We start from the raw sequence: 26441 nt of genomic DNA, 5'->3' as shown, positions 1-26441 counted from the left end.
GTAAGGGTCGACCTCCGCGTGGTGGTGCAGGACGTGCCGCCGCAGGATGTGATTTCGCGCGACAACGTGTCGGTGAAGGTCAATGCGGTGCTCTATTTCCGCATCGTCGATCCCGAACGGGCGATCATCAGGGTCGAGGACTATATGGCCGCGACCAGCCAGCTTGCGCAGACGACGGTGCGTTCAGTGCTCGGCAAGCATGAACTCGACGAGATGCTCGCAGAACGCGACAGGCTCAACGCCGCCATCCAAGAGATTCTCGACCAGCAGACCGACGCCTGGGGCATCAAGGTGACCAATGTCGAGATCAAGCATGTCGACCTAAACGAGAGCATGATCCGGGCGATTGCCAAGCAGGCCGAGGCCGAGCGGCTGCGCCGCGCCAAGGTGATCAATGCCGACGGCGAACAGCAGGCGGCCCAAAAGCTGGTCGAGGCCGGCAAGATGCTGGCTAAGGAGCCGCAGGCGATGCAGTTGCGCTATTTCGAGGCGCTGCACGACATCTCCGGAGAACGCTCGTCGACGGTGGTGTTTCCGCTTCCGATCGACCTGCTCGGCCTTTTCAACAAGACGCCTGGCGACGCAAAGTGAGTTCACTTACGAAGTTTTTTGTACGGCCTGACCTTCGTTGCGCGCTCGATGGCGACTTTCAGGAAGGGCATATGCGTGAGTAGGCAACCATTGCCTGATCTCATGGCCTGCCCAACTGAAGAGGTCGTGATCGCGCCAGAAGCGGTCATCGCGCACAGTTATCAGCGACGGCCGAAATGGGGCCGACAGCGAAATGGCAGCTACTGATATACCGAAGACCATTAGCGGACCGGCAGCTCTCGGCCCCACAGCGGAAAATGATTTCTGCTTTGCGCCGCCATCCCAGCCATTCGATGGCGCCGCCACCGATTCCAAAAGCGGCCGTTCGTTCAGGTAGGCGGTAACGTGGACGGCACCGGCGGGCGCGGCATGGCGTTGCTTAGCGCGCGTGCGATAGCCGCGAGTCCTCAAACGTGCAAAGTAGTGATTGGGCGAAGCTGCGGGGGGGCATCCATCCTTTTGGAGCACGATGTTGGCTGGTCGGACCGGACGGCGAATTTCGACGCGGAATTTCGCGTCGCCGTGGTCAAGGGAAAGAGGAAGTCCGATACGTCGTTGTCGAGGTCGCCAACGACAACGAGGCGTGCCCATGCTGCCGGCCGTTCGACAGACTGTCTTAAGCCCTGCAATGCGCGGCTCCCTGCTCGGCGTGCTGTCGGGGTCATGTTGGCCACACTGATGGTGTGGCTGCGGTCCTGAGAAATCAAGCCACTGGCGGTTCGAGCGCCGTCTTGTAGCCCGGAAATTTGGAACGCTTCTTGTAGGTGTGGCCCTCGAAGGATTGCAAACTCCCGAGCACACGATGCCACCATGGGATATAGAGTCTCTCGCCCGGGTCAGAAAATTCTAGGGCGTCGAACTCGTCGTTATAGGCCTTCGCGTCAAGCGCCCGCAGGACCGGCGGTTCGTCACCGGCAATACGGGCCATTTTGCTCGCCCAGGCGGCACATTTCGCGTCGAAATCCGTTAGAGCTGGTTTGAACGGCCAGCGGCACCAAAAGCGAGGCATATTTGACCATTCCTCATTTTAGGGGTGGGACATCAGACAGTTCGATCCAGGTGGGGGCATGATCGCTGGTGTATTCCCATCCGCGGACTTCCTTGTCGACGCTTGCTCTCACTAATTTAGCAGCTAGCTGCGGACTGAGCAGGAAGTGATCGATCCTGAGCCCTGCATCTCTTGCGAAGGCATTTCGGAAGTAGTCCCAGAAGGTGTAGATGCGTTCGCCCGGATGCAGTTCCCGCACGGCATCCGTCCACCCTTGGTCGACAAGACGACGAAAGGCGTCGCGGACCTCGATGCAGAACAATGCGTCGTCGAGCCAGCGTTCGGGCTTGTAGACGTCCAGCTCCGTTGGCATGACGTTGTAGTCTCCAGCGAGGACCACCGGGACTTCCAGTTCCAGAAGCTTGGCGGCGTAGGCGGCCAACCTCTCAAACCAGGCCAGTTTGTAGCTGAACTTGGGCCCTGGATAGGGATTGCCGTTTGGCAGATACAGACAACCGATCAGCATGCCATCAACGGCCGCCTCGATATAGCGGCTGTGCGGGTCATCGGCGTCGCCCGGCAAGCCTTTGCGGGTCAGCAGCGGCTCTCTTCCTTTGGCAAGGATCGCCACGCCATTCCAGCTCTTCTGACCATGCCAGATTGCGCCGTAGCCAGCGGCCTCGATGGCGTTGACCGGGAACTTGGCGTCCGGTGATTTCAGCTCCTGAAGGCACACGACATCGGGTGACGTCTGGTCCAGCCATCGCAGCAGCACGTCGAGGCGGCCATTCACGCCATTGACGTTATAGGTCGCGATCCTCATCGCTTATCGCTTATCGCTTATGATCGCCCCTGTCGCCCTCTCGTGGTTTGGCATCTTGCTTGGCATGGTGACGCTTGTCGGTTGAGAGTAACCGGTGTTTAGCCCCCACGTTGCTCTGTCTGCCGTGATCTGTGGTCGGCTTTCCATGGACGAGCGAAGGGAGTTTCTCCATGGCCCCAGCGGTGAACTTCGCAGCGATGGCGAGCGGCTCTTTCAGCACCGTTCGCCATTCGCCAAATGATTGAGAAGACCCGATCTACATCAACCGGATTGGTAGATGTTCCACGTCGGCTTAAAGCACAGCTCCGAATTCCATGCTTTCTGGATCGATCAACGCAAGAAACGCATCGCAATCAGCTTGTCCGCTCCAGCTTGCGCATATTGTCTCCGCGCGGTCGCGCGCATCGGCGAAAGCAAGATCAAGAAAGACCCCGTCATCAAGCTTGATCAGATGTTGGCGACGCCAGCCTGCCTGCGCTGCGAGATGCCTCTCTACCATCGCTGCATGCGCTCTACGCATATCAGCCTCACTTACCCCCGGTTTCAGGCGGAAACGTCCGATCTCCACGCCATTTTCGATGACAATGGGGTGCGGTGCACTCTGAGGAAGCCGGTAATGTTCCATACTGACTAGATTTGTAACCGATGACCGGAAGTCCGCGAATTCGGGACTGCTTCCAACCGCGTTTGCAGCCGAACGCGCTTCCTCAAGACTGCACCATGCGACCAGGTCGACACGTGCATCGGCATTGCCCGCTCCTGTAAAGGCTGTCCAGTGGATAAAGCCGGGGAAGCTCCCAAGTCGTGTCCGTGCGGCTTCGCGGGCGGTATCGGCGTTGCGTGCATCTGCCACGGTATAGGTGACAATCTCGTAATATGGGGTGTGAACCGCACCGGGTTTGCCGGAGGCTCCAACTTCTGAGAAAGTGGAGCCGATATGAGCAAGACAACAAACAAATTTTCACCGGAAGTCCGCGCCCGAGCAGTGCGGATGGTTTTGGATCACCAAGGCGAATATTCCTCGCGATGGGCAGCGGTTTCCTCGATCGCCGCCAAGATCGGCTGCACGGCGCAGACGCTCAATGAATGGGTGAAGAAGGCGGAAGTGGACGATGGTTCCCGGCCCGGACTCCCGTGGCCGAGAAGATGAAGGCTCTGGAGCGGGAGAACCGCGAGCTTCGGCAGGCCAATGAGATACTGCGCAAAGCCTCTGCTTATTTCGCGATGGCGGAGCTCGACCGCCCATTGAAGCGATGATCGCCTTCATCGACGAACACCGGTCGGTATTCGGGGTCGAGCCGATCTGCAGACTGCTGCCGATTGCCCCATCAACCTACTACGAGAACGTCGCCAAGCGCCTGGACGTGGACCGGTTGTCGGTCCGCGCCCGCAGCGACATTGCATTGAAGATCGAGATACGCCGTGTGTTTGAGGCGAACTTCCGCGTCTACGGCGTGCGCAAGGTCTGGCGGCAATTGAAGCGGGAAGGCTTCGATATAGCCCGCTGCACCGTCGCCCGGCTCATGCGATCGATGGGGCTTCAGGGTATCATCCGGGGCAAGCCGATCCGCACGACGATCCCGGACAAGGCGGCTCCGAGCCCGCTCGATCGGGTGAACCGCCAGTTCAAGGCTCCTGCGCCGAACAGGCTGTGGGTTTCGGATTTCACCTATGTGGCCACCTGGCAAGGCTTCGTCTACGTGGCCTTCGTCATCGACGCCTTCGCGCGCCGGATTGTCGGCTGGCGGGTGAGCCGGACGGCGCATGCCGGGTTCGTCCTCGATGCCCTGGAGCAGGCCCTTCATGAGCGGCGTCCCGTTCATGGTGGCGGCCTCGTCCATCACAGCGACCGCGGTGTCCAATACGTCTCGATCAAGTATTCGGAGCGACTGGCCGAGGCAGGAATCGAGCCTTCCGTCGGAAGCGTCGGCGACAGTTACGACAACGCCCTCGCCGAAACGATCAACGGCCTCTACAAGGCCGAGGTCATTCATCGGCGCGGACCGTGGCGCAGCTTCGAAGCGGTGGAATTCGCCACCCTGGAATGGGTCGATTGGTTCAACCATCGCCGGCTTCTGGAGCCCATCGGAAACATCCCGCCAGCCGAAGCCGAGGAGCAGTACTACGCCATGCTGGACGAACCAGCCATGGCTGCATAACTTAAACCAAAAGGCCTCCGGCAAACCCGGTGCGGTTCACGCCGCCGCGAAGCGTGACCGCAACTCGATGCCATATCGCTGCACTACGCAAAGGGCGTCTTGGGGCGTCGAGCGCGATAGGACGGTCGGGCCGCTGGCAACCAGGACAGGATCATCTCCGGGATTGTCGGACACGATTAGTGTCACGACCTTGCGGGATAGGCGGCAATCGCCATCCTCGTTGAGATCGCGCATAGGCATGCGCCGAACGAGCGAAGAAGGGGGTCGCCCGCTAGCCCTCGCCGAATCCCTGAGGATTCAAGTTACCAGAGGCTGGGCGGCGCGTCATGGCGACCCCCGGACCGTGCTCCCGCGTAGCGTCGATGAACGCCACGCCTGAGGCCTCGAGCGCCGTTCGCACTTTCTCGATCGCCTCCACAAGGACGTTGCTTTCGCCCTTCTCGATTCTGACGACGATCTGACGGCTGACGCCCGCAAGCTCCGCGAGTTCCTCCTGGCTGAGGCCCAGCAGCGCGCGTCCGCCCCTCAGCGCGCGCATGATTTCAGAAATCGAATCCATGGATCGGAGCAGGCTTCAGATCTGCAATTTTGTCAACAATTGAAGGAGCAGCAGGCACATTTCTAAGAATTTCCGCAAATGTTCTGCAACGACCTTTGATGCATCGTGGTGGAGGTTGTGGCTTGAGTAAGGAACGCGAAAAGGCTGCTCCGCTCAAGCCTATTCGATCTGCGGGTGTTGGGTGGTTATGGGCGATGGACGGCGGTGGATGGAGGGTTGATCACTACCGATCCACAGTAACTGTGCTTCGATTTCTTGAAGGGCGTGCAACCAGTCCGACGACCGTGGTCTCGGAAAGGGACGCGATGCGCGGGATCGAACCGCCATGTCAGATTTGCGCCTCGATGTCGAGGCTCGGATCAGGGTCGAGGATGTCGCGGATGTGAAGGCCGGAATGGAAGCGGAAGTGCACTTCACATCGTACAAGCAGACACTTCCCATCATCCACGCAAGGTCACCGGTATTTCTGCCGATCGGCTGACGGACGAGGGAAGCCAGGTTCCTTACTATGCCGTAACCGTTAACCTTTACGCCGAGGAATTGGGGGCAAGCCCGGATGTTCAACTCTATCCGGAAATGTCGGCAAGTGTCATTATTACCGCGGAGGCGCGTTCTGCACTCAACTACCTGCTCAGCCGTCTTATATCCAATCTGAATGACTTCGTTCCGCGAACCCGGGATTGGCGGGCATCAATTAACAAACAGGCGAAGGACCTTGCTTCAGGGTCTAAGCGTCTTCGCCGCCCGCTCGAGCTCTCTCGCTATCTTATCAACTCGTCCGATAAGCTCGTCCGGTTTCGACTCCTGCCATACGTATCGCCAGCCCTCCAATCGCGACGGGTCGTATGCAAGGAGCCTAAAGCGTCCGCTCGGCATTTCCTTCAACGTGGACCACGTGTATCCGACATGCCGTCCCTTCCATTCCGTCACCGGAACAAATTTGCCGTAACCGGCGTATTGCACTTTCACGTCCTTGCTTGTCTCGACGATCGCTAGACCCACCGGCGTCGATCCGATGTAGACCACCGTCGGCTGACGCGCTGCCACAAGGAACTCCTCACGCTGTCTCCGGCCAGAAGGAGACGGCTCCCTTGGATCGATGGAGGCTCGGGCAAGCTTCTGGACCGGGTCAGCGATGACGACATTATGCCCCCGAGCCTCGAGGCACATGAACAGCCTATCAGCAAATTCCAACGCCGACGGCAAACCCCGGCCCGAAACGGTCACGTCGGCCCTGTGAAACCTGTTCGGAAGCCTAAGATACTCATCGACGTCGTCGGACCGCCTTGCCGCAGCTTCGAGATGTCGGCGCGTCAGGCTCACGAGCGGATGCTCGGCTTGATGCTCCCCCGCCGCCTGATTGCGGAACACGCGCGTGTAGAGCGGCTTCATGGAAATGCGCTTCGACTTGTCGCGGGACCACGATCCCGGATTGAAGGGACTCGGAGGAGGAAGGGTCGGCTTAGGCGGGGCCCGTCCGACGGACTGCAGACCCCAGTGGCCGCGCTTAGGTCGCGGAACCTCCAAAGCAATGCAAACCCGCGCCAGATAGCTGCCGGACACGCCTAGGCGACGCGAGGTTGCCGCGACCCCCTGGGCCCATATCAGATCGAAAAGCTCCTCGCGCGTCATTGCGACGCCTTCCGGGGCCTTGTCTGGTTCCAACGCGACGGCCATTCCGGCGCCTCGTTCTCCTCCGACTCGAGGCTGTGACTCGGGTCGTCGAGAATGAACTTCAACTCCTCCGCCCACAGGTGCATTGCATGGCGGCGCTGTATCTTGAACGAGTTTAGATTATAGGTCTCCTCGAGCGTTTCCTTCATGTGTCCGATCACCGCCTCGGCGACATCAAACGGAACACCGAGATTGCTGAGCGCCGATCTGCCGGTACGCCTGTCGTCGTGCAGCGTCCAATGTGGAGGCGGGGCGCGGCCCGGATTGTCAGCAAGGTAGATTTCAGTCAGCTTTGCTCGAAACTTGTCGACGTCGCCTGAATTGAGGCCCACCGGCGACAGACCGTCGTTCCGGCTGAAGACGAACGGCCCGTGCCTGTCGGACTGCCTGCTCCTTATCCGCGCGAGCAGTTGCATCATAGGAACCGACAGAGGTACCGGCTGGCACTTGCCGTTCTTGAAACGACAGGCCGGTATCGTCCAGAGCCTCTGCTCCATGTCAAATTCGGGCCACTCTGCCAGTCGCGTCTCGTTCTTTCGTTGAAGGAGAAGAATCATCGCCCTGAAGTACTCGTCCAATGGGTAGTCCATCGCTTCGCAGGCCGCCCAATAGGCGCGAATCTCCCTCGAATCGTGCTTCCTGGTTCCTTTGTTTCGCTTCAACCCCATGTCGGAGTGAGACAATCGCTCCACGGGAGAGTGTGCCATTCCGAAATCGTCGACCCGCGCTGGTGTTGTCGCCCACTTGAAGAACGTCTTGACTAGGCTGAAAACGTTGTAGGCCTGCGTCGGCGCCCCGCGGTCCCGGATTGCTTCGATCGCGCGCTGCACGTCAGCGCCCCGCACATCGCGGATCGGCTCGTCGAGCCAGGGAACGCGCTTGGGATCGAGAAACTCCCGGCGCAGCGTCGCCCCGTCTTCCTCCGCCTTGCGGTTCTCCGGGCGGAATGGCAGCGTGGCGATGTAGTCTTGAAGCACATTGCTGAAAGTCTGCCTTCGAAATCTTTCGGCCTCCAACTCGGCAAGTGTCGCCTCCTCCCAGGGATCGACCCCTTTCCGGTTCAGGTTGTTCCAGCGGATGGCGGTTTCCCGAGCGGATTCCAACGACGTCTTGAAGGCGTCCCCGATCGTCCGTGTGGTGGGATCCTTCGCCTGGCCGAACCTGGCACGCATCACAAATGTCTTCCTTCCCCTCACCCCTACGCGCACAAAGAGATTGGAGACTACGCCATCGCGGACGAAATAGGCCTCGATCTTTGCCGAGGGAAGCGCGCAAATATCGCTGCCACGCTGTATCTTTCGGGCCATGTAGATACCCTCCTAGCGGGCAATACGTCGCCACCAGGAAATCACTTCTCTATGATTTAGTCAATATTATCATGCACTTAGATAGCTTATGGCGGCTAAAGACCCTCTGTGCGTGCTACTGACATCATTCAGCCGAAGTCCGGTTTTCCGACCGGCGCGGCAGAGAGGTCCCCCGTCCCGGTACCAAAGACGCGGTTGCGGACCGGGCAATGCCGTCACATAGACCCGCACTTGTCGGAGCCGACTTCCAGAACGGGAACCACGGTCCCTTTCGGGTCCGGCACCGCGAAGCTGCCCAAACACCAACATCACCCAGCCGCGTGCGACATTTTGTCGCAGCCTAACGGTTCCGCCACAGCGCCGCCCCAAGGATTCGCCCCGTTTTTGACCGTCGCCGAATCCATCAAAGGTTGCATACGTTAAAAGGACTGCCCCAGTTCGCGGCACGTGTCGAACTAGGATTCGATCCTGCAGCCAAGTCAGGTTTCATGCCTCCCGGTTTTCCATTCTCGAACAGTAGCACACCAAAAAGCTCACGTCATGATCTTTTTTGGGGGTTTTGTGGTCTTTTTATGTTTTCAACGGCGGATGACCAAGGATGCCACATTCGATGTTCTCAGGCATGGCGCACTGGCTGGCGGCGGAGCAACCCGGAAGACCAATGAGAGCGGCGGAAGAATACGATCCGAGCGTTGTCAACTTTCAATCCAAAGTTGTCTACCTGGTCATTCCCGGACATAATGGGGTCGTGGGCGCCATCGACGCTCCACTTAACCGAAGGAGCAGAGAATTGACCCGAAAACCTACCCGAAAGCCTATCCGAAAGCCTACCGAACCAAGGCGGCTTTACACCATGCGCCAAGTCCGTATCCTCACCACCCTGTCGGAAAGCACCATAAGGCGGCTGATCGGCAAGAAGCTGTTCCCCGAACCGAACCACCTTACGCCGGACCGCCGGATAAGCTTCTTCGCGGACGAGGTGGACGACTGGATCGCTAACCGACCGCCTTTCGACGAGCCCCCGAGCCCGAGCAAGGCAGCCTCTGGCAAGAAAAAGAGGCCACCTCCCAGGAAGTAACGGGCGACCGCGACCGGCGCTGTCGGCCGATTTCGTTGCCAGAAATGATGTCGCGGCCGAATTTCCGCCTCGGTCGAGTCCTACCCGGCGTCAAAAACACGAATGTTTCCGGCCGGAGTTGACCCCCCGGCCCTCCGGCTCCGGACCGTGTGATTCGGGAGAATCGTCGCCCGGAGTCCTTCTTTCGAAGAGCCAACCGGTTGAAAAAACGGGATATTTACCATGCGCACGGCGCGGCCGCCCTTTGCGGCCGCCCGATGCCAGGATCCGGAGGGGGAATTGGTGGGCCCGGAGGGACTTGAACCCCCAACCAAGCGGTTATGAGCCGCCGGCTCTAACCATTGAGCTACAGGCCCGGCCGCGAAGCGGCGCGCGGGGTCAATGGCGGGCCCCGGGAGCACCCCGTCTAGACGAAATATCACCGGTCGACAAGCGCCGCCGCAATCCTTACACAATCTCGCGGGAAGAACGTCTCGAGGGACAACCAAACGGAGACAACTCGCATGCCTCGATCGATCCTTTCGCGCATAGCGCTCAATGGCGCCGTCGCCGCCGCCATTACTGCACTTGCATCCGCGCCCGTCCTTGCGCAGGAAGCAAGGCCGCGCGAGCCGGTGATCACCGTTACCGGCGAGGGGCATTCCGATGTCGCTCCCGATATGGCAATCGTCGAACTTGGCGCCGTCAAGGACGGCAAGACGGCGCGTGAGGCGCTCGACGCCAACAACAAGGCCATGGCCGAGGTGATGAAGGCGCTGAAGGACGCGGGCATCGCCGAGCGGGACCTGCAGACGTCCGGCTTCACGATCAATCCGCAGTATCACTTTCCGCAGAATGAGAACGGAGAGAACAAACCGCCCGTACTGGTCGGTTTCCAGGTCGCTAACATGCTGTCGCTGCGCATCCGCGATCTCTCCAAGCTCGGCGCCATTCTCGACCAGACTGTGACGCTCGGTGTCAATCAGACCGGCGGCATTCGCTTCACCAACGACAAGCCCGACAGCGCTATCAGCGAGGCGCGCAAGCGGGCCGTCGAGGACGCGATCGCCAAGGCCAAGGAACTGACCCAGGCTGCGGGAATCGGCCTCGGCCGGGTTCTCGAAATGTCTGAGACGTCCTACCGTCCGCAGCCCATGCCGATGATGCGAAGCGCCATGGCAAAGGACTTTGCCGCCGAGGCCGTCCCGGTCGCGGCCGGCGAAACAAGTTACTCGGTCAACGTAACCGTGACATTCGCCCTGCAGAACTAATCCCGTCCTGCCGGCGCCCGATGCCGGAAGGCAGTCAACTGTCCCCCGGCGCTGGTCCGCGTTGACAGTCCGACGCGGTTTTTTGCGCGGTTGCGCCGCGGGGCGGCAGCGAAGCATAAAGATGGGGCGGCGCAGAAGTCTACGCCGCCCCATTACATGAGATAAATGACCGCCTGCAGGCTGCGCCGGTCCCCCGGCGTCAGCCCCAAAGCGTCGGGCAGCGCGGGACGTTGGCAAAGGCGATACGGGTGTAGCGATGGTGCCGCCACCCCTCGACAACGACGCGACGATGGCTGACGTCGGCGATGCGCGCCTGTCGGATGCCGCGATCGCGGGCCTTCTCCACGGCGAGCCGGGGCGTGCAACGGCCACGGTCGCGACGGTCGTCCCAACGGTGGTGGTGGTCCGGTCCGCGGCCATAGTAGCCGTCGCGATAGCCGACGGTTTCGATGCGAATATCCGCGCCGCCGGCCGAAGCGGCGGGAGCGGCGGCCGTCAGGGCGGCGATCGCCAGGAGGGCAGCGGCAAGGGTTTTTCCGAGAATACGCGACATGAAGGTCTCCGTTCGTTGTGCGCCCGCTGTTATGGAGCGTCGCTTTGAGCAATCGATGGAGAACAACTATCGCCGCCACGCTGAACGCTGCCGGAACCGCGCGTTCAGCATGTGTTCAGCGCCAATGGTACACGGGGGTTATGTGTGCAGAATCATAGCGGTACGCGGGGTGCGCGCCGTAACCAGCCAGCGCACATTTACCGGCGGTGGATCGCACACTGCCCGATCCAGCTAGCCGGCAAGTTGTCTTTGAGGGTCGCCGGCGTCGGCAAGCAACGACAGGCGCGTCATCAGCCCGTCGTCGAAGTCGATCAGCAGCACTTTCTCGGTCGCATAGGATTTTCCGGACGACACCTGGCCGCGTGCGGTGAGGCGAACCGCCACGGGTGAACCGCCGCTGGCAGTCATGATAGTGGCGTCGCCATAGCTCTCATCGAAAGCGGCGAAGTGGCGAGCGAGCCGGTCACGCAGCGCCGCGCGTCCGATCTCGCTTCCCTCGCCGATCCCGGCAATTGCGATATCGTCGTCCGCAAGCTGCGCAACCGCGGCGTAGTCGCGCACATTCAGCGCCGCGACCAGGTCGTGGGCAATGGTGACTGTGTCTGCCATGGCGACCGTCCTCCGTTGTTCATGGCCGATCCCTTACCAATGCGCCGGTTGCCGCCGGAGTTCCGAGGGCCATTCACGCTCCGAGATGCAGGACCACCTCGCGCAGATGCGGTGTATCACGGTGCTCGAACAGAAAAATGCCCTGCCAGGTGCCAAGCACGATCTCGCCTTGCGTCACGGGGATGCCGATCGAAACCTGGTTCAGCGCCGCCTTGATGTGGGCGGGCATGTCGTCGGGACCTTCGAGCGTGTGAACGATCCAGCGCATCGACGGATCGTCAGACGGGGGCACGAGACGCCGAAAGAACTGGTCGAGATCGCGGCGCACGTCCGGATCGGCGTTCTCCTGGATCAGGATCGAGCAGGAGGTATGACGGACGAAGACCGTCAAAAGCCCCTCGCCAATCCCGGCCCCGCGCACGAAAGCACTCGCCTTGTCGGTGAATTCGTAAAGACCCTGCCCGCGGGTCTGAATGGTGATCCTGCCCTGTGGCACCCTGTCTCCTCATCGTCACCCCGCCGACACGACGGTTGCTGCCACGAAGGCTGCCGCAGCCGTGCTGAGCCCGATCGTATCGCTACAATTCCAGAAAGCTTTGAAAGCCGCCATAGATCAGACGCTTGCCGTCAAAGACCGCCTGCCATTTTTCCTCCGAAAGACGGGGATCGTCCATCACCTTGGCGACAATCGCATCGCGGCTTTCACGCGAATCATAGGTGACCCAGGAAAAGATGACGACCTCGTCGTCCTTTGCATGCACTGCGCGCGGGAAGGAGGTCAGCTTTCCATAGGGCACGTCATCGCCGATGCACTCGACATAGGAAAGTGCACCGTGCTCTCTCCAGATCGGGCCGGCAATGCCGGCAAGCGCCTTGTAGGCATCGAGGTTCTGTTTCGGCACGGCGATCACAAATCCGTCGACATAGGGCATGGGAACCTCCTTGAGAGGATGCGTTTGCACAATGTTGCGTCCGCTCGCACCGGTGTGGATCCAGAGCTCGCAGCGATCAAAGGACGTCTTGCCCGAGCCGTTGCCTACACCGACGAACCGAGGCGATCGTTCTGGCGCCTCGAAACCGTGGCCTCATGGCCCGCGGCCCAGACCCGGTGCCGACAGGATACTCTTCGTCCCTGACCCGGTGCAATGCCAAGGGGCGCTGGCAAATGCCGGCGCAGAACGGCTGCGGTTCCAAACCTCGCTTTGGCATACCACTTTTGCTCCAGCGGACTTTTAGGTTTCTCTAATATAATATTGAAGCGCCGCGCAAAGGGTGCGGCGATCAATACCGACCTTCGCAAGAACCGCGGCATCGTCACGCGAGGAGGCAGCAATGTTGCGCTTGCATCGCTCCGCAATCATTGGGCTCGGCATCGCCCTTGCAAGCTCGACGGCTGGGCTTTCGGCCGAGCCGGTCGGCCAGGCGGTGCATATCAGGACAAGCGTGACGGGTGACGGCGCAGAATTGCAGGTTCAGGATCCAGTCCACCGCGACGAACGCATCAGCACCTCCAGATCGGGCTTGGGCCAGTTCGTATTTAGCGACGGCAGCAAGCTTGCGGTCGGATGGGGTTCGTCGGTCGTAATCGACCGGTATGTCTACGACGACCAGAAATCACTCAAGAAGCTGACGATTTCAGCGGCAAAGGGCACCTTCCGCTGGATCAGCGGCAAATCGAGGAGCACGGCTTACGAAATTCTCACACCCGCCGGAACGATCGGCGTGCGCGGGACCGTGTTCGACTTCTACGTCGCCCCCGACGGAACGACCGCAATGGTGCTGCTGAGCGGCGCCGCCTCGTTTTGCGGCACGAGCGGCTGCGCGCAACTGACCCGGCGCTGCGACAGCGTCATCGCTTCGCGCCGCGGCGGCATCTCCGACCCGCGACGCGCTGACAGGAACGTCTTGCGCGCGCTCGGCAATGCACGAGCCCTGCCCTTCCTCACCGGGGATCAGCAACTTTCGGGCGGGATGCAGAATGGCGGCTGCAAACTCGAGACGGCTGTGAAAACGAAGCAGGATCATCCGGACCCGCGCGAGCCCGCGAAGCCGCAGAAGGCCGCCCCGCCGAAAAAGGTTGATCGGGACAGACCCAGCTGGGACAGGCCCGACCACGAGAAAACACCCCACGACAAGCCGGACTTCGGATCGCCGGGTCGGGTCAAACCCGACCGGGACAAGCCCAGTTGGGACCGGCCGGACAGGGAGAAGCACGGCATCAGAGACAAGCCGGACTTCGACAGACCGGACGTTCGAACGCCCGAGAACCGCGGGCACAGCGAATCCTCTTCCGACCGCCATGGGAACCGGCGCTGAGGCACCAACGCAAGGTTGTATCGATTACTTGAGGGCGCGAAGATTGAAACAGGGTCACTTGGAGGGCCAGAACGGAACCGTGTCTCTGAGACTAGACGCCCCTATTTCACTGCAACGTCCTTCTCCGCCTCAACGTCCTGTTGGAAATGATCGCTCCTGCGGGACATCCGGCGGTAGAATTCAGGCAGGCCTTCGGACAGCGTCGCGGATTTCGCTTTTGCCTCGCGTGCGAGCTGGCGAGCGTTACCTGAGCGAGCCCGCAACGCCTTGACCAGCCCATCGTGAACCGACCGCAGATCGGCGAAGGCATCGGACGCCGCAAGGCGCTCGTCCCCAACGACAGCGAACATCTTCGTGCGCGACCGCCGGCCCTTCAGCGCAAGCGTCCCCGCCTCCAGCAACGCCATCTCCGATATGCAGCGGGCCGTGCTTTCCGAGACGAGGATGTCGGTGCCGACCTCCTTGCAGGCAGCCTCGATCCGTGCGGCAACATTGACGGTATCGCCGACTGCCGAATAATTGAAATGGGCCTCGGCCCCCATGTTGCCGACGCAGGCCAGGCCGGTGTGGATGCCAATGCCGATCGAGACCCGGCGCTCGTCGCCAAAACCGAACGCGTCTTCGCTATTGAGACGGGCAAGCGTCTGGCGCATGGCCAGCGCCGTGCGGACCGCCTTCCGCCCGTGGTCAAGGATATCAACCGGGGCGTTCCAGAAAGCCATGATGGAGTCGCCGATGAACTTGTCGAGCGTTCCTTCGTTGTCGATCACATCGCGGCTCAGCGCATCGAGGAGCCGATTGAGAAACGTCACGACCTCGCTGGGGGAAAGCTGTTCGCTCATGTCGGTGAAGTTCCGGACATCGACGAACATCACCGTAAGTTCGCGTTCATCGCCGCCCAGCCGCAGGGCGTCGTGGGTGTGCTCGATGCGGTACAATAGTTCCGGCGACAGGTATTGGCCGAACGCCCGCCGCACCTGCCGCCGCTCACGGTCCACCACGAGGATGCGCAAGCCGGTGGCCGCGAAATGGGCGATCGTGGCACTCGCGATGGGGACCAGCGGATCGAACAGCAGCCCGGCGTAGCGGAATGCCACCCATGACGCAGCGAGCGCGACCACTGTGACAAGCAGACCGAACGCGAGGGCAACGGCCGGGCTGACGAAGGTCGTCAGCACAACAATCAGGCAGCCGGCGATCGCGATCGCCAGGATCTCGAGGCCATTTGCCCAGTCGGGCCGCGACAGGAACCGGCCGGACAGGATCTGCTCCACAGCCTGCGCATGGATCGAAACGCCGGGCACGTGCTGGCCGAGCGCAGTGGTGCGAATGTCCTGCAGCCCCGCGGCTGACGTGCCGACGAAAACGATGGCGCCCTGCAGCTGTGCGCGAACATCCTCCGGCGGCCCATCGTCGGCAAGTATCGCCCGGGCTGAAACGTACCGATCGGCTCTGTCGGCGTCCAGGTAGAGCCAGAGTTCGCCCGCGGCGGTGACGGGAACGACGAATTCCCCCACCTTGATCTCCGTGATCGTGTCAGGAACATCGGGGGCATCGGCCAAAAGGTAGGTCGAAGCACCTTGCGCCACGCGCAACGCCTCCAGCGTGAGGTTCGGATAGAGCTGCTCACCATCGCTGAGCAGAAGGGGAATCGTCCGCACGACAGCCGAAGGGTTGCCGGGATCCAGGCTGATATGGCCGATACCCGCGGTATTCCGTTCGAAGGCAGGAAGCAGCGGCGTAGCGGTCGAAAAGCTGGGCGGAGCGCCGAAGGGCGGCTCGCCCGTGAAGGCAAAACCGGCCTTGACCTGCGGCAGGCGGCGGCCGTCGTTAGAGATGGCGAAGCCCAGCACGATTGGGCGCCCCTCGAAGGACTGGGCGAAGGTCGCGTCGTTGTCCGGCAACCGGTTGAGCAGGTCCTCGGAAACGCCGCCCACTTCGGCAACCACAGCGCGGGGCGACAACCGGTCGGGTTCGGAAAAGAGGATATCGAACGCAATCGCCGCGGCCCCCATGGCGGATAGCCGGTCCACCAGCAGAGCCAGGCGATCCCGCGGCCACGGCCATTGACCAAAAGCCTTCAGCGATGCCTCGTCGATGTCGACGACGCGCACGGGCACGTCTTCGAAGGGTCGCGGTTCAAGGCGCTGATATTCGTCGAAGACGGATTCGCGGGCAAGCCGATAGAACGATGGATCGGCGGCGCGCAGCAGCGTCAGCGCTGCCACGATCACAAGCCCGACAAGGATGCCGACCTGTTGCGCGCGTGTCATTTGAACCGAAACGGCTCCCTCCCCTTCGCGACCGGACTATGGCGCAAGCCGCAATCCGAAGCATCACCATTCACTCGGCAAGGCGCGCGAAGCGCCAATGTCTTCCGAACGGCTGGCGCAGGCAGGCGTGGCCACTTCTAGAAATACTACGCTTTCGGTTTCCGTGGCAGCAGTCCAAGAGGTGGTGGCGCCGATGCATTTTGTCGAGCCTGCTGTCGGAAGCGGTAAGGCTGTGCCGTCCTTGAAGGGTTTAAACCGGAAGGGAGACGAAGCATGCCGATGATCACGCCTTTTCTCTGGTTCGATGACCAGCTCGAGGACGCGATGGACTTCTACGCGTCCATTTTTGAAGATGCCGCAATCAATACGGTTAAGCATGGACCGGATGGAAAGGTCTTCAGTGCCTCGTTCTGTCTTGCCGGTCAGGATTTCATCGGTCTCAATGGCGGACCGCACTTCACCTTCAACGAAGCCGTATCCTTCCTCGTTCTGTGCGAGGACCAGGCCGAGGTTGATCATCACTGGGACAGGCTTCTGCAGGGCGGGCGGCCGATGCAATGCGGTTGGCTCGCCGATCGTTACGGGCTCGTCTGGCAGGTGGTACCGAAGGCGCTATTGCGCCTGCTCGACAATCCCGAAAGTGCCGGACGCGTGCATCAGACCATGATGGGCATGGTCAAGCTCGACGTCGCCGAACTGGAGCGGGCAGTTGCCGCCTGATCCGCCATGTCGCCTACCACGCGCTGCAGTTGCGCAGTTGCGACGAGTAGCGCGACGCCATCTTCGAGGCGCGGGCGGCACCCGTCTTTGCCGGACCGCTCCAGTTGCCGCGCGCATAACCGGCATGACCGTCATGATAGGCGACATAGAGGCGGTAGGCATCATTGAGGGCGATCCCGTTCTTCAGATGGCTCTGGTGGTGGTACCAGCCGACAAAGCGGACGGCATCGCCGAAGTCGGAGCGCTTGGCCATCCAGCGACCGGTTGACTTCTTGTAGCGGTCCCAGGTGCCGTCGAGCGCCTGCGAGTATCCGTAGGCCGACGAGGCGCGTTTCCACGGGATGAAGCCGAAGAGCTTCGTGCGCGGCGGCTTGGCGTTGTGGCGGAAACCGGATTCCGCATACACGGTCGCCATCAGCACGGGGACGGGAACGCCGTACTCGCGCTCGACGCGCCGCGCATCGCGCTCCCAGTTCTCAAACAGCCCGTCGCGCTGCTCGAACACGGCACAGGCATTGTCGGTATTGCGCGGGACAGTCCCGCAGGCAGCAAGCATCATCGTGAGGACGACGACAAAAACGCAACGCATCGATCGATCTCTCATTTCGGAGAGATTGATAAATCGTAAAGCTTAAAGTTTCGTTTTTCGACGAATGCCGAGGAAGTCGGCCCTCCTGGATGGGCTCGATATCTCAGTCATGCCGAACTCGATCCGGCATCCAGCGCGCTTAAGTCCTTACTCGCGCAGAGCGCCGCGCGGCTGAATCCGGGATCACGTCCGGAAAGACGCAAGGAGGGGAACTTGCCGCCAAGACGACCTTTCCAGTCGCTCAGTCCTGCGGCCGGTTGGCGCGGAACTTGTCCTTCAGCTTCTCGATCGCCGCTGGCGTCCAGGCGTCCTCCAGCCCCAGCACGGCGATCCAGCCGTCGATGTAGTGCTCGCCCGCATAGACATGGCCGTAGCCCATCGGCGTCGTCGTCGCCATCGCCATATCGAGGCCGAGTTGCAGGAAGGTGACGACCGGATACCAGCCGAATTCCGGCGAGACGTCCGGCCCGCGCGGACCGACCATCCACGCCGGCGGCCGACGGTAGGCCCCTTCATCGAAGAAGGTGACCGGATCGCTCGCATACTGCAGGTAGACGATGCGCATCGGCCCCCAGGGCGCGGTCGCTTGCGACAACGCATTGTGCTGGCTGGTGAAGCGGACGTAGGAGCCATCGCCGAAGCGCGGCAACCAGGCGGGGCTTCCTTCATTTCGCCCCGCGGTGAACTTGTTCCAAACGCGGCTTTGGTACGGAGGACCGACCCAGAGCGCACCCTGGTAGGGATCGCCGATCACCTCGAATAATTCGGTCGACTGTTCGGAGCTGAGCGCGCCGAGACTGAGGCCATAAAGGTAGAGCTTCGGCCGCTCGTTCCGGGGCAACTTTGTCCAGTAGTCGTAGACGGCGCGGAACAGGGCGCGGGCGGCATCCGAGCCGTAGTTCGGTTCGACCAGCAGCGACAGCCAGCTGGAGAGGTAGGAATACTGGATCGCTACGCTGGCGATGTCGCCATCGGTCAGGTATTCGACGGAATTGACGCCCTCCGGATCGACCCAGCCGGTGCCGGTAGGCATGATGACGAGGAGGGTCTTGCGCGAAAAACCGCCGGTGCGGATCAGTTCCTTCAGGGCGAGGTCGGCGCGTTCCGCCGCGGTCTGGGCGGCGCCCAGTCCGACATAGACCCTTACCGGATCCTTCGCTTCCCGGCCGCTGAAGGCCGCGATCTCGTCCCTCTGCGGGCCGCTTGCAACGAACTCCCGGCCGCGCCGACCGAGGTTTTCCCAGGAAACGAGTGACGCCGCGCTGCCGGTACGGTTGGGATCGCTCGGCTGCGGCGTGTCCGGCTCGATCAGTTGATCAAGCGCGCGCAGCGAGGAGTCGGCCGTGTGCAATGCCCATCGGAAAAGGACCCCCTCCACCGCGGACCAGAACAGCACAATCGCCACCACGCCGCCGATCACGTTGGCAATGCGTCGTGTGGCGAAGCGCTGCGATTGCCGGGCGACGAGCCTCCAGGCAAAGCCAAAGAGACGAGCCAGCACAATCACACCGATGAACGTCGGAAGTGCGATCAGGCCGACCTTTGTCGGATGACCGGTCTCCAGCGGTGGCAGCTCCATCAGCGTACGGATAGAGTTCTGCCACTCGGCGGCCCGCCACAAGGCGACGAGGACCATGACCGCGCAAACGACGGCTGCCGCGAGCTTCAAGCCGCGCCAGAAACGGCCGGCAGGAGGAGGCAATTCCAGGTAGACCCAGAGGTGCCACAAGAACACGCCGATCCCGTAGCCGACCGCGAAGCAGACGCCGGACAGGACACCCTGGGTGATGTAGGTTCGCGGAACCAGGCTCGGCGTCAGCGAAGCGGAGAAAAACACCGCGCCGAGCAGCAGTCCGATGGTGGAAAGCGACACCCAGAACTTCAAGAACCGATGCGGCATGACGGAACCCGTGCTAGCGTATGTCGATATGCGAAACCAAAGACATAACGCGCGTTGAGCGAGTTTCAAAGACTGTGACGCTCTTTGGTGGCAATACCAGCCGCAATATGCATGTCGGTCCGGCGCGAGGCATCGCCGGTTGCATGCCGGAAAGCCACCGACGTGGCAGGATGACGCCATTTCGCCGGTCAGGCAACCGCCGCTTGGGTGGCGGCCGGGTGAGAATTGGCTGCCGTCGGCGTTGGCGACTTTGCCACGGAAGGCAGTCATCCTGTATGGCCCCGAACTTCACGAGATATTTTGTTGCGGAAGCACGGTAGTTTTCCTAGTTAAAGTGCCCAATTGAGTGCCCTCGCGATCGAAACGGTCGCAAGCGCGCTTGCGGCTTCCGATTTGCACATCTTTGTGCTGTTCGGCGGCTCGTCGTCCGGATCCGCCTGGATCCATTGAAGGGAGAGAACCATGTTACTGAAGACGCTCACCGGCGCGACCTTTGCAGCCTCGTTGCTGCTCTCCACGGCCGCCTATGCCGACATCACCATCGGCCTGATCGCACCGTTGACCGGCCCGGTCGCGGCCTATGGCGACCAGGTAAGGCAGGGCGCCGAAGCCGCCGTTGCCGAGATCAACAAGAATGGCGGCATTCTCGGCGAGCAGGTGGTCCTGAAGCTGGCGGATGATGCGGGCGAGCCGAAGCAGGGCGTCTCCGCCGCCAACCAGCTCGTCGGCGAAGGCATCCGTTTCGTTGTCGGACCGGTCACCTCCGGCGTCGCCATTCCGGCATCCGACGTGCTGGCCGAGAACGGCGTCCTGATGGTCACCCCGACGGCGACCGCACCGGACCTTACCGCCCGTGGCTTGACGAACGTATTTCGCACCTGCGGCCGCGACGACCAGCAGGCCAGCGTCGCAGCCGACTACGTTCTCAAGACGATGAAGGACAAGAAGATCGCCATCGTCCACGACAAGGGCGCCTACGGCAAGGGCCTGGCGGACGCGTTCAAGGCCGGCATCAACGCCGGTGGCGTGAACGAGATCCTCTACGAAAGCGTGACCCCGGGCGAGAAGGACCTCAGCGCGCTGATCACCCGCCTGAAGTCTGAGGGTGCGGAAGTCGTCTATTTCGGCGGCTATCATCCCGAGGCTGGCCTGCTTGCCCGTCAGTTGCACGACATGTCGGTCAATGCCGTCATCATCGGTGGCGACGGCCTGTCCAACAGCGAACTCTGGGCGATCGCCAACGAAGCGGCCAAGGGTACGACCTTCACCAACGCCATCGACGCGTTGAAGAACCCGGATTCGGCCAAGGCGGTCGAAGTGCTCAAGGCTGCCAGCATTCCGCCGGAAGCCTTTACGCTGAACGCCTATGCTGCGGTCGAAGTGCTCAAGGCCGGCATCGAGAAGGCCGGCAGCGCCGAGGATTCGGCCGCTGTCGCAACGGCGCTGAAGTCGGGTGAACCGATCGCAACGGCGATCGGCAAGCTGACCTATGGCGAAACCGGCGACCTGTCCTCGCCGAGCTTCTCGCTGTTCAAGTGGGAAGACGGCAAGATCGTCGCCGCCGAGTAAGCCGGACACTGCTACCAGCACGCGACGCCGGTAACCCGGCGTCGCGTGTGGGCGGAGGCAACCGATGCCTGCCGCCCTTTATTCCTTGGTTAAGCAATCAGCCCTAAATTCAGGATTTTAGACCACCGTCGGAGCATGACGCACCGATCGCCTCCCCCTGACATCCTGACTTCGGCATCGGCCTGTTGGCCCGGGCCCTCGTTTTCGGCGACTTGCAATGAAGAATCTTCGCATATCCACCCAGCTCTTCCTGCTGATCGGCGGGCTGCTGGTTGCCTTCTCCATCGCTACTTTCTTCCAGATCTATGCAACGACGCAGATGATCTATCAGCAGCGCTACGAAATGCTGCGCACCGAAGTCCAGACAGCAACCTCCCTGCTCAAGATTTACCATGACAAGGAACTGTCGGGCGAACTGAGCCGCGAGGAGGCGCAGAAGCAGGCGCTGACCCAAATCGGCGCCCTTGCATTCGAACCGGACGGATACTTCTTCGCGTATGACCAGGACCTCAACATGCTGGTCCACGCCGATCCAAAACTCGTCGGACGGAGTTTCGAGGGCAAGTTGGACAGCTATGGTCAGCCCTACCACGACGAACTGGTGAAACTGGCTCGCGCCGGTGGCGGCCAAACCGATTTCTACGGTCCAAGGCCTGGAAAAGTAGGTGATAATTTCCGCAAGACCGCTTACGCGTTGGAATTCAAGCCCTGGGGTCTGATTGTCGCAACCGGTCTCTACATGGACGATCTTGACACCACCGTGATCCGCACGATCCTCGAAGCCGTCGTGGTTGGCGCGATTGGAACGATGGCCGCCCTGGTACTGGCCTATTTCATCGTCCGCAGTATTTCCCGTCCTCTCTCGGCCGTTCACACGACATTGGAAGCGGTGGCTGACGAAGACGTGGCAATCGCAATCCCCCACACGGACCTCGGCAGCGAAGTCGGGCTGATGGCCAGGGCGACGAAGTCGCTCCAGGAGAAGATCCGTGAGCGTCACGCGTTGGTGGCACGCCAGGCGGAGCAGCAGCGCGAACTCGATGGCGAGCGGCAGCAGAACGCTGCCCGCCAGCAAGCCGAGACCGACGAGCAGACATATGTGGTTTCCACCATCGGCACCGCGCTCCAGCGACTGGCCGAAGGCGACCTCACCGTTCGCTGCGGGGAACTGGGGCCGAAATACGCGGCTCTTCGTGAAAACTTCGACGAGGCCATCGCCCGCCTCGAGCAGGCCGTCGGCCGCGTGAGCCTGAAGAGCAACGACATCGGCGTCAGCAAGGAGGAGATCCATCGGGCCTCCAACGCGTTGGCTCAGCGAACCGAGCGCCAGGCCGCCAGCCTCGAGGAGACATCCGCAGCACTCGATGAACTGACAGTTGCCGTGCGCCAGACCGCCGAGGGTGCGCGTGAAGCCGCAAGCCAGGTCGGTGCGGTCAGCACCGAGGCGCGCGAGAGCGATGCGGTCGTCACCCGGGCAATCGAGGCAATGAGCAGCATCGAGCAGTCATCGGCGGAAATCTCCAAGATCATTGGGGTGATCGACGAAATCGCCTTCCAGACCAATCTCCTCGCTCTGAACGCAGGCGTCGAGGCCGCACGGGCTGGCGAAAGCGGCAAGGGTTTTGCGGTGGTCGCACAGGAAGTCCGTGAGTTGGCCCAGCGATCGGCCGCCGCCGCAAAGGAGATCAAGGACCAGATCGCCCGTTCGTCCTCCCAGGTCGATCAGGGCGTGCAACTCGTCGGCAAAGCGGGCGATGCGCTCAAGCGCATCTCTCAGCAGATCGCCAGCGCCAACGAGATTGTCTCCAAGATCTCGCACAGCGCCCAGGAGCAGGACACGACACTTCGTTCCATCTCCTCGACGCTGAACCAGCTGGATGACGCGACCCAGCAGAACGCCGCGATGGCCGAGCAGACCACCGCTTCGGCGGAGGTTCTCGCCAACAACACGGCCGACCTGCTGAACCTGATCCGCGGCTTCAGGACTGGGCAAACGGGCGACGGCAGCCAGGCGCAGCCTTTGCGGATGGCGAGCTGACCAATCACTTCCAATGTGGAAAGTACGAGACCGCCGGCAACGTCCGGCGGTCTTTTTTGTAGGCGGGCAGCCACGCGTCAAAGCCGCCAAATTTCCTTATCCGAGGCTCGCGATGAGTTCGCGATAGGCCTTCTCCGGGAACGCTTTCAGCGTCTTCGTGCGCACGTTGCCGCCTTGGCCCAGCGTCAGGCAGAACCGGGCAGCGACCGCATCGTCCGGCGCCTCACAGACAGCGACCATGTCGTAGTCGCCCATGCAGAGATAGAATTCCTTGAACGAGCCGCCCATGTCGCCGAGTGCCTTTTTGGCGGCATCGAGCCGCTTCGGCGATTCACGCACGTTCTTGATGCCCTGCTCCGTCCAGTTGATGAGAACGATGTACATGGTCATGGCACACCTCCCCTTCGCGCCTCCGTGAGGCGCTACGGCAATGCCTCAGCCCGGCTTGAGAATATACGCCTGTCGAGGACCAACGGCGACAAGGAAGTTGTATTCGCCGACGAGGCGGACGCTCGGCTGTGCTTGATCTACAGCGACGGAAAGCCGCGCTTTTTCCATTCGCGTTTCGGAATTTCGCCGCCGACGGCGAAGGCAAAGGAGATGACGCGTGTCGCATCCGCATCGACCTCGCAACGAAATCTCAGGTCGAACCAGCGGCTTTTGGCGTAAAAGGCGGCACGACGCACCTCGAGCACGGTCCCCTTCGACAGGCGATAGGATGGAAGCAGCTGTGGTTGATGGGGTGGCGAGGCATGCCTGAGCTGCGCGTAAAGCTCGGTGCTGCACAACTGTTCCACGCGCAGGTCCCGCGGCAGATCGCCCATCGCCGTCTGCGCCACCGGATCATCGGTGACGGACGGCGAGAACAACCGCGTCGCCTCCGTCATCGGCTCCGGCGCCTCGGGTTGCCCGGCGGTATCGGCCGCATCGGCCCTCGAAGCGTCTTCTGGCATAGCCGCCTTGACGCCGCGGTCCGGCTCAGCCTCTTCCGGTGCAGCCGGCAGGCCGTCCGCGGCATCACTGTCGGGCAAGTTCAGGTCCTGTGCCGGCGCTGCCGCGGAGGTCTCTGGTTCCGGTTCCTGTTCCGCGGGGACAGGCTTTGGCTCCTCGACGGGCTTCTCGACCGGCTCATTGACGGAGGGTGCGTCCGGCTGCGCGCCCTTCCTCCTCATCAGATCGGTCATCTCGGCCGGCGACGGCCCGGCGTCTTTTTCACCGAACTCCAGCACAGGCCGCAGGACTGGAATGGGCACCCCGTCAGCCGGCTGCTCGGCAGCCTGCGCTTCTTGCGGCTCGGGCGGCGGCGGCGGCTCCGGAGGCGCTGCCGACTTTTCCTCTTCTATCGGCTTTTCCTCGGGCGGCGGCTCCTCCGCGGCCTTCTCCTCAGGCGGTGGTACGAGTTCGACGCTGACGCTTTCCTCGGCCGGTGGCGTCATGTCCGGCAAGGGAAGGCGGATGAACAGGATCGCGGCGATCAGCAGGTGGAACGCGATCGAGGCGATCGCGCCCCATCCGAGGCGCTGCCGTAACCTTTCTGCCATCCGCCGCATCATCGAGAGCAATTGCCGTAAGCCGTCTTCATCGTCCGAATTCAAGCGAGGCCAGTTTTGGCTGACCGGGCCAGGTTTTCAATAGCGCCCAATGCCGTGGGCTGTCGAGGAAAGCCGGCGGTTGTAAGATGATTTCGATGGTGCACCAGAAACAAGGTAAAGATGCGCCGGCGGGCAGAAAGTCCGCCGGCGCAGCCGCAGCGCGGCACCGTTGTGGCAAGCGGCTGGCGAGCAGCCCTGCCGAATCTGTGTCCTGCGGTCAGGCCTTCCGCACCGGCGGTATCACCCATGAACCATCGAGAATCGAAGGCGGGCTGTCGTCCGGCCAGTAAAGCCGCATCATCAGGAGGAACTTGTCCTTCGGTGCCGGCAGCCAGTTCGATTCCTTGTCCGCTCCCGGCGACTCGTGCTGGATGTAGATGTCGGTAGAGCCATCGGGGTTGGACTTGAGATCCTGACGCGCGCTGATCGAATAGCGATTGATCGGGTTATCGACGAAGAAGTATTTGTCGTTGTACATCGTGATTGACCAGAACCCGCGCACCGGCGGCATCTGCCCCCTAGGGAAAGTCAGGACGTATTTGTTCGCGCCATCATAAGCGCGCCCCAAAAGGCCCTCCTTCATCTTAAGCGAGGTTGGGTAGACCGCATCCTGAGGTCGGTTGGCGCCGAGGCCGATGGCGGTGATCAAAGCCCGCTGCAGGTAGTCGGTTCCGTATACACCAGTCTTGGTCGTGTAGCCCCAGCCATTGATATCCTTGACGTCACCATCGCTGAACTTGAAATGCAGCATGGTACGGCCAAAGGCAATCTCGGGAATGCGCTTGGCAAAGCGGGTGTCAAGCTTGCTCTTGTCGAAATCCTTGCCGGGGACGATGCCGATCTGGGCCAGCTTCTCGACCATTTCGGTATCGGCTGCGGTCGGCGGGTTCGTCTTCAGCAACTCGGCAAGCAGCGTAAAATATTCCACCGCATCCATGCGGTTGACCTGCTCCCGAACGGCCGTGTTCATGTCGATGCTCGGATCGACCTTACCGGGCGGCGGTGTCCATTCCTTACCGTAGGCACTGAGCGGCACCAGCTTGCACTCGTCCTGCACCGCATGCACCGCCTTGTAGTCCTCCGGGGTGCCGGTGCAGTAGATGCGGCCGAGGATCCAGACGAGGCTCGTCGGCGACTTGTATTCGGTAACGCCATCAGGAACCTTGCCCTCCCAGCCAGGGCCGGTAATCGCATAGGTCTGCGCCCCTCCCCCGGTCGTCCGTTTCCCCGGCACCTGGAAAACGGTCGTCCATCCGTCGAGCATCGGAAACAGGAAATATCGATCCTTCATCTCCGGGATCGACAGGATCCAAGGCTCCTTGCCGACATCGACGAAGGCGGTCGTATAGAGCGTGTCTGCGTTTGGCGCCGTGACGTCGGTGAAGGAGGCGTTGGGATATTCCCTCAGCTTGATGAGATGTCCCATCGGCGCCTTGGTGCCCTCGGGCTTTTCAACGTTGGTTACGACCCGCCGAGTCACCTCCATTGTGACAAGCGGGTAGCCGTAAATATAGGCCTCGACGGCAGTCCAGAAGTCGCTTGTCCCGTCGAAGGGGTCGGCGATTGGGAGATCCATTGCCCGCGCGGGTGACAATGCGCTTGCCGCAAGCAAACCCAGTCCACCGATCGACAAGGCACGACGAGAAACATCCATGGTAACCTCCAGGTTGACTGCCAACCCCTTCGATCCGGATTGGCTTGAAGATCTGTTGAATTGCAGGGATGCGAGATGCGAAATGCGAGACGCTGTCAGCGCCACTGAGGACGCGTCATTTTCCTATGTCCGGCTGGCGGCATTAAGGCCGGTGAGCAGGTTGAGAGACTGCTCTGTTGCGCCCGCAGATGCTACCACA

Annotated in this window: 25 protein-coding genes, 1 tRNA gene, 2 pseudogenes and 1 other annotated feature; of the genes and pseudogenes, 10 read left to right on the top strand and 18 right to left on the bottom strand. The window is 61.6% G+C overall.

Annotated features, from left to right (window positions below):
- A partial coding sequence (locus AC1DDS_RS16680) for a slipin family protein (protein WP_477479908.1) occupies positions 1-591 on the top strand: 591 nt, incomplete at its 5' end.
- Between the two features lie 703 nt (positions 592-1294).
- Here the strand turns inward: AC1DDS_RS16680 and AC1DDS_RS16675 are convergent.
- The 3 genes from AC1DDS_RS16675 to AC1DDS_RS16665 form a co-directional block, all read right to left on the bottom strand.
- On the bottom strand, positions 1295-1519 hold the full coding sequence (locus AC1DDS_RS16675; RefSeq protein ID WP_477479907.1) for a hypothetical protein: 225 nt from the start codon (positions 1517-1519) through the stop codon (positions 1295-1297).
- A 94-nt stretch (positions 1520-1613) separates the two neighbouring features.
- The gene (xth, locus tag AC1DDS_RS16670) at positions 1614-2402 is read right to left on the bottom strand and encodes an exodeoxyribonuclease III (RefSeq protein WP_477479906.1); all 789 of its coding nucleotides are present in this window, start codon (positions 2400-2402) and stop codon (positions 1614-1616) included.
- A 292-nt stretch (positions 2403-2694) separates the two neighbouring features.
- Positions 2695-3255 (bottom strand): hypothetical protein, encoded by a 561-nt coding sequence (locus AC1DDS_RS16665; RefSeq protein ID WP_477479905.1) that lies wholly within the window; start codon positions 3253-3255, stop codon positions 2695-2697.
- Between the two features lie 84 nt (positions 3256-3339).
- Here AC1DDS_RS16665 and AC1DDS_RS16660 point away from each other — a divergent pair.
- Positions 3340-4561 (top strand): annotated as a pseudogene (locus AC1DDS_RS16660) (IS3 family transposase).
- Positions 3614-3730, top strand: a sequence feature (AL1L pseudoknot). Its footprint overlaps the pseudogene before it by 117 nt.
- Positions 4562-4597: 36 nt before the next feature.
- Here the strand turns inward: AC1DDS_RS16660 and AC1DDS_RS16655 are convergent.
- Together AC1DDS_RS16655 and AC1DDS_RS16650 are read right to left on the bottom strand one after the other, a co-directional pair.
- The gene (locus AC1DDS_RS16655) at positions 4598-4795 is read right to left on the bottom strand and encodes a DUF4147 domain-containing protein (RefSeq protein WP_477479904.1); all 198 of its coding nucleotides are present in this window, start codon (positions 4793-4795) and stop codon (positions 4598-4600) included.
- A 37-nt stretch (positions 4796-4832) separates the two neighbouring features.
- Positions 4833-5120 carry a helix-turn-helix transcriptional regulator gene (locus AC1DDS_RS16650; protein WP_477479903.1) on the bottom strand — a complete coding sequence of 96 codons (288 nt, stop codon included), beginning with the start codon at positions 5118-5120 and terminating at the stop codon, positions 4833-4835.
- 325 nt (positions 5121-5445) lie between these two features.
- On the opposite strand from AC1DDS_RS16650, the gene AC1DDS_RS16645 reads away from it, so the two are divergent.
- Both AC1DDS_RS16645 and AC1DDS_RS16640 read left to right on the top strand, forming a co-directional pair.
- Complete coding sequence (locus tag AC1DDS_RS16645; protein WP_477479926.1) at positions 5446-5601, top strand: hypothetical protein; 156 nt, start codon at positions 5446-5448, stop codon at positions 5599-5601.
- Positions 5583-5660: pseudogene (locus AC1DDS_RS16640) on the top strand (hypothetical protein); the annotation flags it as partial. The gene AC1DDS_RS16645 and the pseudogene AC1DDS_RS16640, both read left to right, overlap by 19 nt.
- A gap of 180 nt (positions 5661-5840) precedes the next feature.
- Here the strand turns inward: AC1DDS_RS16640 and AC1DDS_RS16635 are convergent.
- Positions 5841-6512, bottom strand: a complete 672-nt coding sequence (locus tag AC1DDS_RS16635; protein WP_477479925.1) for a hypothetical protein — start codon at positions 6510-6512, stop codon at positions 5841-5843.
- 236 nt (positions 6513-6748) lie between these two features.
- Complete coding sequence (locus AC1DDS_RS16630) at positions 6749-8101, bottom strand: tyrosine-type recombinase/integrase (protein WP_477479902.1); 1353 nt, start codon at positions 8099-8101, stop codon at positions 6749-6751.
- Positions 8102-8711: 610 nt separating this feature from the next.
- Here AC1DDS_RS16630 and AC1DDS_RS16625 point away from each other — a divergent pair.
- Positions 8712-9179 (top strand): helix-turn-helix transcriptional regulator, encoded by a 468-nt coding sequence (locus AC1DDS_RS16625; protein ID WP_477479901.1) that lies wholly within the window; start codon positions 8712-8714, stop codon positions 9177-9179.
- A 280-nt stretch (positions 9180-9459) separates the two neighbouring features.
- Here AC1DDS_RS16625 and AC1DDS_RS16620 read toward each other — a convergent pair.
- Positions 9460-9535, bottom strand: a tRNA-Ile gene (locus tag AC1DDS_RS16620).
- A 147-nt stretch (positions 9536-9682) separates the two neighbouring features.
- On the opposite strand from AC1DDS_RS16620, the gene AC1DDS_RS16615 reads away from it, so the two are divergent.
- Positions 9683-10429 (top strand): SIMPL domain-containing protein, encoded by a 747-nt coding sequence (locus AC1DDS_RS16615; protein WP_477479900.1) that lies wholly within the window; start codon positions 9683-9685, stop codon positions 10427-10429.
- 199 nt (positions 10430-10628) lie between these two features.
- On the opposite strand, the gene AC1DDS_RS16610 is transcribed toward AC1DDS_RS16615, so the two are convergent.
- The 4 genes from AC1DDS_RS16610 to AC1DDS_RS16595 all read right to left on the bottom strand — a co-directional run bounded on the left by AC1DDS_RS16610 (position 10629) and on the right by AC1DDS_RS16595 (position 12523).
- Positions 10629-10982, bottom strand: a complete 354-nt coding sequence (locus AC1DDS_RS16610; RefSeq protein ID WP_477479899.1) for a hypothetical protein — start codon at positions 10980-10982, stop codon at positions 10629-10631.
- 231 nt (positions 10983-11213) lie between these two features.
- Positions 11214-11591 (bottom strand): nuclear transport factor 2 family protein, encoded by a 378-nt coding sequence (locus AC1DDS_RS16605; protein ID WP_477479898.1) that lies wholly within the window; start codon positions 11589-11591, stop codon positions 11214-11216.
- 73 nt (positions 11592-11664) lie between these two features.
- Positions 11665-12087 carry a secondary thiamine-phosphate synthase enzyme YjbQ gene (locus AC1DDS_RS16600; RefSeq protein WP_477479897.1) on the bottom strand — a complete coding sequence of 141 codons (423 nt, stop codon included), beginning with the start codon at positions 12085-12087 and terminating at the stop codon, positions 11665-11667.
- A gap of 82 nt (positions 12088-12169) precedes the next feature.
- On the bottom strand, positions 12170-12523 hold the full coding sequence (locus AC1DDS_RS16595) for a DUF1428 domain-containing protein (protein WP_477479896.1): 354 nt from the start codon (positions 12521-12523) through the stop codon (positions 12170-12172).
- 400 nt (positions 12524-12923) lie between these two features.
- Here AC1DDS_RS16595 and AC1DDS_RS16590 point away from each other — a divergent pair, with 400 nt between their 5' ends.
- Entirely contained in the window at positions 12924-13907 is a 984-nt protein-coding gene (locus tag AC1DDS_RS16590; protein ID WP_477479895.1) for a FecR family protein, read from the top strand.
- Positions 13908-14008: 101 nt separating this feature from the next.
- Here the strand turns inward: AC1DDS_RS16590 and AC1DDS_RS16585 are convergent, their stop codons facing one another.
- On the bottom strand, positions 14009-16180 hold the full coding sequence (locus AC1DDS_RS16585) for a CHASE2 domain-containing protein (protein WP_477479894.1): 2172 nt from the start codon (positions 16178-16180) through the stop codon (positions 14009-14011).
- A gap of 273 nt (positions 16181-16453) precedes the next feature.
- Here AC1DDS_RS16585 and AC1DDS_RS16580 point away from each other — a divergent pair, with 273 nt between their 5' ends.
- A complete protein-coding gene (locus AC1DDS_RS16580; protein ID WP_477479893.1) occupies positions 16454-16900 on the top strand; it encodes a VOC family protein in 447 nt (148 codons plus the stop codon).
- A gap of 13 nt (positions 16901-16913) precedes the next feature.
- Here the strand turns inward: AC1DDS_RS16580 and AC1DDS_RS16575 are convergent, their stop codons facing one another.
- The gene (locus AC1DDS_RS16575) at positions 16914-17489 is read right to left on the bottom strand and encodes a transglycosylase SLT domain-containing protein (protein ID WP_477479892.1); all 576 of its coding nucleotides are present in this window, start codon (positions 17487-17489) and stop codon (positions 16914-16916) included.
- Between the two features lie 241 nt (positions 17490-17730).
- Complete coding sequence (locus AC1DDS_RS16570; protein ID WP_477479891.1) at positions 17731-19389, bottom strand: alpha/beta hydrolase; 1659 nt, start codon at positions 19387-19389, stop codon at positions 17731-17733.
- Positions 19390-19851: 462 nt separating this feature from the next.
- On the opposite strand from AC1DDS_RS16570, the gene AC1DDS_RS16565 reads away from it, so the two are divergent.
- Both AC1DDS_RS16565 and AC1DDS_RS16560 read left to right on the top strand, forming a co-directional pair.
- Positions 19852-20958, top strand: coding sequence for a branched-chain amino acid ABC transporter substrate-binding protein (locus AC1DDS_RS16565; protein WP_477479890.1), 1107 nt, complete (start codon positions 19852-19854; stop codon positions 20956-20958).
- Between the two features lie 217 nt (positions 20959-21175).
- The gene (locus tag AC1DDS_RS16560) at positions 21176-22996 is read left to right on the top strand and encodes a methyl-accepting chemotaxis protein (RefSeq protein WP_477479889.1); all 1821 of its coding nucleotides are present in this window, start codon (positions 21176-21178) and stop codon (positions 22994-22996) included.
- 96 nt (positions 22997-23092) lie between these two features.
- Here AC1DDS_RS16560 and AC1DDS_RS16555 read toward each other — a convergent pair whose 3' ends face one another.
- The 3 genes from AC1DDS_RS16555 to AC1DDS_RS16545 all read right to left on the bottom strand — a co-directional run bounded on the left by AC1DDS_RS16555 (position 23093) and on the right by AC1DDS_RS16545 (position 26242).
- Complete coding sequence (locus AC1DDS_RS16555) at positions 23093-23386, bottom strand: GYD domain-containing protein (protein WP_477479888.1); 294 nt, start codon at positions 23384-23386, stop codon at positions 23093-23095.
- Positions 23387-23523: 137 nt separating this feature from the next.
- A complete protein-coding gene (locus AC1DDS_RS16550) occupies positions 23524-24537 on the bottom strand; it encodes a DUF930 domain-containing protein (protein ID WP_477479887.1) in 1014 nt (337 codons plus the stop codon).
- 268 nt (positions 24538-24805) lie between these two features.
- Positions 24806-26242, bottom strand: coding sequence for a DUF1254 domain-containing protein (locus AC1DDS_RS16545; protein WP_477479886.1), 1437 nt, complete (start codon positions 26240-26242; stop codon positions 24806-24808).
- Between the last annotated feature and the right edge of the window lie 199 nt (positions 26243-26441).

The sequence above is a fragment of the Mycoplana sp. 10N416 genome, assembly GCF_056394765.1.
Note: the sequence above shows the minus strand (reverse complement) of the source record. Positions and strands in the feature narration are given on the sequence as shown.